General features: G+C 42.3%; 3 protein-coding genes and 2 pseudogenes. 3 read left to right on the forward strand and 2 right to left on the reverse strand.

Going from position 1 to position 4,086, the window contains the following annotated elements; genetic code table 11:
• Together O9323_RS15480 and O9323_RS15485 are read left to right on the forward strand one after the other, a co-directional pair.
• A pseudogene (locus O9323_RS15480) lies at positions 1–118 on the forward strand (IS5/IS1182 family transposase); the annotation flags it as partial.
• A 203-nt stretch (positions 119–321) separates the two neighbouring features.
• Positions 322–2,133, forward strand: a complete 1,812-nt coding sequence (locus O9323_RS15485; protein ID WP_002750836.1) for a sodium:solute symporter family protein — start codon at positions 322–324, stop codon at positions 2,131–2,133.
• A gap of 317 nt (positions 2,134–2,450) precedes the next feature.
• Here O9323_RS15485 and O9323_RS15490 read toward each other — a convergent pair whose 3' ends face one another.
• Together O9323_RS15490 and cynS are read right to left on the reverse strand one after the other, a co-directional pair.
• The gene (locus O9323_RS15490; protein WP_002750834.1) at positions 2,451–3,098 is read right to left on the reverse strand and encodes an NAD(P)H-dependent oxidoreductase; all 648 of its coding nucleotides are present in this window, start codon (positions 3,096–3,098) and stop codon (positions 2,451–2,453) included.
• Positions 3,099–3,259: 161 nt separating this feature from the next.
• Positions 3,260–3,697, reverse strand: coding sequence for a cyanase (gene cynS / locus O9323_RS15495; protein ID WP_002750832.1), 438 nt, complete (start codon positions 3,695–3,697; stop codon positions 3,260–3,262).
• A 185-nt stretch (positions 3,698–3,882) separates the two neighbouring features.
• Here cynS and O9323_RS15500 point away from each other — a divergent pair.
• Positions 3,883–4,086: pseudogene (locus tag O9323_RS15500) on the forward strand (photosystem II q(b) protein); the annotation flags it as partial.

Below are 4,086 nucleotides of genomic sequence, written 5' to 3' on the forward strand. Positions count from 1 at the left end.
TAGAATTTTATCATCAAGATACAGGAATCGGAGACGACGTTTTGGTCTGAGATTTAATTTAATCGCTGGCATTTACAACTACGAACTTGCTTTAGGCTATAATCAAGTAGCTGAATAAGACTTTTGCAGGAGGTCTAGTAAATGGGGAAGTAGTCGGGGAAAGTGACCCACTGTTCCAGCGTTTAGCCACTTTAGTAATTGAACTAAAGGAAGATTTAAAAAAGCTAGAGCAACGGGTGCAAATCTTAGAAAAAGAAACCGTTAGCCAGAAATCGTAGTCAATTGATGCTATAACGATCGAAAGTTAAATTAATCTCAACTATGCAGTTAATTGATTATGTAATTATCCTGCTTTATCTGGCAGCAACCCTAATAATCGGGATTATCGCCGAGAAAAAAGCTTCTCAAGGTCTAGAATCCTACTTTTTGGGTAATCGCAATTTGCCCTGGTGGATGTTAGGGGTGTCGGGAATGGCGGCTAACACCGATTTAGCGGGAACTATGGTCATTTCTGCCCTAATTTACGCCGTCGGACCCAAAGGACTATTTATCGAAATCCGCGGCGGTGTTGTCCTAATTATGGCCTTTCTCATGGCTTTTATGGGCAAATGGAATCGCCGGGCCAAAGTTATGACCATGGCGGAATGGATGCAATTTCGCTTTGGACCGGGAAAACAGGGTAATTTTGCCCGAATTATTAGCGCCGTCGCCACTCTCTTATTCTCTATCGGTGCGATGAGTTATTTCTCCGTTGCGGGGGGGAAATTTTTAGGGCAGTTTCTGGGTATGGATGACCGTCTTGCTTCGGTGATATTAATTCTTCTAACCTTGATTTATACGGTGGCCAGTGGTTTCTATGGTGGGGTAATTACCGATTTATTTCAAGGGTTTCTGATTTTTGTGGCGGTCATTTATGTATCGACAGTGGCCTTTTTTACTGTTAATCTTCCCGATAGTTTCACGGTAGCAATTCCGGGGGCAGCAGAGCCAAAAACTTGGAATTTAAGCGACTGGTCTAGTATTTTCCCTTCGATGACTTTGGATTTACCCGGAGATTATGCCATCTTTAATTTGTTTGGTGGGGTGATTTTCTTTTATTTAGTTAAAACCATCATCGAAGGTTGCAGCGGCAGCGGTGGTTATATGTTACAGCGATACCTAGCGGCCAAAAGCGATCGAGATGCCGGTTTATTATCTTTATTCTGGATTATTCTGCTTTCTTTCCGTTGGCCTCTAGTCACAGCTTTTGCGGTTTTAGGTATTCACTACGGTTTAACCGAAGGCACGATTACAGATCCAGAAAGAATTCTGGCCACGGTGATTACTCAATACATTCCGGTGGGGATGAAAGGGTTATTAATTGCTGCTTTTTTAGCGGCGGCTATGTCCACTTTTAACGCAGTTATCAACGCTAGTGCCGCCTATTGGGTCAAAGATATCTATCAAGCTTTTTTGAAACCAAATGCGGGAGAACAGGAGTTAGTTTTTCAAGGTCGTCTGGCCTCGGTTTTTGTGGTCGTAATTGGCTTAGTTTTGAGTTTTAATATCGAAAATGTCAATGATATTTGGGGTTGGTTAACCACGGGATTAGGGGTAGGATTAGCAGTTCCTCTCCTATTACGTTGGTATTGGTGGCGCTTTAATGGTTATGGTTTTGCCGTGGGAACTTTAGCAGGAATGATTGCGGCTATTGCCTCACAAGCGATAATTTTACCTTTCTTTCGTCACAGTCAATATCAGGAACTTATTCTCTTTCTTGTGCCGAGTTTGTTCGCTTTAGCTGGCTGTATTATCGCTACTTTGTTAACTCCTCCCACCGATATTTTAGTTATGGAAAATTTCTATAATGTTACCCGACCTTTTGGCTTTTGGGGAGAAGTGCGTCAAAGTGTTAAACCTAACCTACAGGCAAAAATTAAAGCGGAAAATCAACGGGATATCATCGCCGCTTTTCTCACTGTTCCTTGGCAATTAGTCCTCTTTATGATGGGGATTGTTTTAATCATCAAGCAGTGGCAAAGTTTGAAGATTTTGGCTTTGGTTTTTCTTTTGCTTTCCATCGGTCTCTATTTTACTTGGTATCGACATTTATCTAAGGAAATTACTGTCACTAAAGACCGAGATTTAGGTTAGGCAGTTATCAGTTATCAGTTATCAGTTATGAGTAAGATCTCGTTCCCAGGTTCTACCTGAATACTATTTTAAGGCAGAGCCTTAGATATTGTGTTCCAAGGCTCTGCCTTGGAACAAGGGAAACTCGCAATCCAAAATCCAAAATCTAAAATCTAAAATCCCAAAAAGAGTGGAGGAGCGGGTATCATTTCTCCACGAAAATCTAGTAATTGCACTAGAATTAAATAAGCGATTGCGATCGAAATCGCTCTAGTAATGATCGCAACCAGTTTTCCTCGATTCATAAACAATCCCTCAACTGATATAGTCTTATTGTACTAATGCCAGACAATAACATCATCGCAATCAAAGCGAACTTTCTTCAACAGTTGATATTTGTCTTCTAAGGAGCGATAGCCGAGAGCCACTGCTGCTACTGCTGCATAGCCGCTACCTTCTAATTGCAGAATACGATCATAAGCCGCTGGCTCGATTCCTTCTAGTGGACAAGCATCAATATCGAGCAAGGCGGCGGTTTCCATCAGCATTCCCATCGCAATATAACTCTGTCGCTGAGACCACCATTGAACAATTGCTGAGCGTGGCCCATTAACTAAATCTGACACCATCAGATTCTTATAATTCTCCAGAGAAGCGACATCTAATTCTCGAACTTGAGCTATTTTTGCAACGAATTTCTCGACATATGCTACTTCAATTTTGGTAAGAGTAGCGAGTACCACATAGTGGGAGCAATCCTCTACTTGAGTTTGATTCCAACTGACCGGAGTAAGTGCCGCACGAATTTTTGGATCTTGAACGACAATAAATTTCCAGGGTTGCAAACCATATGAAGAAGGAGCCAGTCTCAAGCTTTCTTCTAAGATAAACCAATCTGCTTCAGAAATTTTTTTAGACGGGTCAAATTTTTTGACAGCGTATCTCCACTGAAGCTTTTCTAAAATTTCTTGAGGTTGAATCGTCATTATATCTCCTGGGCGATTGAGCGCTGGAATCTATTTTAAATTCTCTCAAAATCTGCAAAAAAAAAGCAAGCAAAATTTTGCCGTCAATTGTTAAGTTTGGTTAAGAAAAATAGCAAGAGCGGCAAGGAATAGAAATTCCTTACCGTTGACTTTGGCCGGACTCACCACTTCTTATAGGGTAAAAACTTACCCGACATGGTAATTTTAACGCGATCGCCTTTAGGGTCTTCCTCCTTATCCACGTCGAGGGTAAAATCGATCGCACTCATAATACCATCGCCGAATCTTTCATGAATCACCGATTTTAGGGGCATTCCATACACCTGCATGATCTCGTAGAAACGATAAATCAGGGGGTCGGTGGGGACAACCGGACCCAATCCCTTGACAGGGTACTCGGTTAAGGAGGGGATGTAGGCCGGTCCCAATCCCAAAGCTGCCAAAATTTTCGTTGCTTCCTCTGGGGAGGCGCTCGCTTGCCGGTAAAAAACAGCGGCAATCCACACCTCATCTCGTCCTAGAATCGCTTCTAGGTCAGCGAAACTCAGTCCTTTTTCCTTCTTCGCTTCCAATAGTTTTGCAGTAATTTCGGGTATCATCGCTTATTTTTGCAGAATTTGTCTGCTTCTAGTTTACCTGAACATCAATTATATAAGTAAAAGTTATGACATTGATAAAAAAACATTTCTTAAAACCCCTTTACATAACTATAAAAAGCCGATAGTATTAACTCATGTCAAACAACGAACCTTGACAACCTAATACATACAGAAATTATCCAACCATGACTACAACTCTACAACAGCGCGAGAGCGCTTCCCTGTGGGAGCAGTTCTGTCAGTGGATCACCAGCACCAACAACCGTCTTTATGTCGGCTGGTTCGGTGTGATCATGATCCCCACCCTGCTCACCGCCACCACCTGCTTCATCATCGCCTTTATCGCCGCTCCTCCCGTAGATATCGACGGTATTCGCGAGCCTGTAGCT

It is taken from the genome of Microcystis sp. LE19-131.1A, from assembly GCF_027532015.1.
GTDB lineage: Bacteria > Cyanobacteriota > Cyanobacteriia > Cyanobacteriales > Microcystaceae > Microcystis > Microcystis ichthyoblabe_A.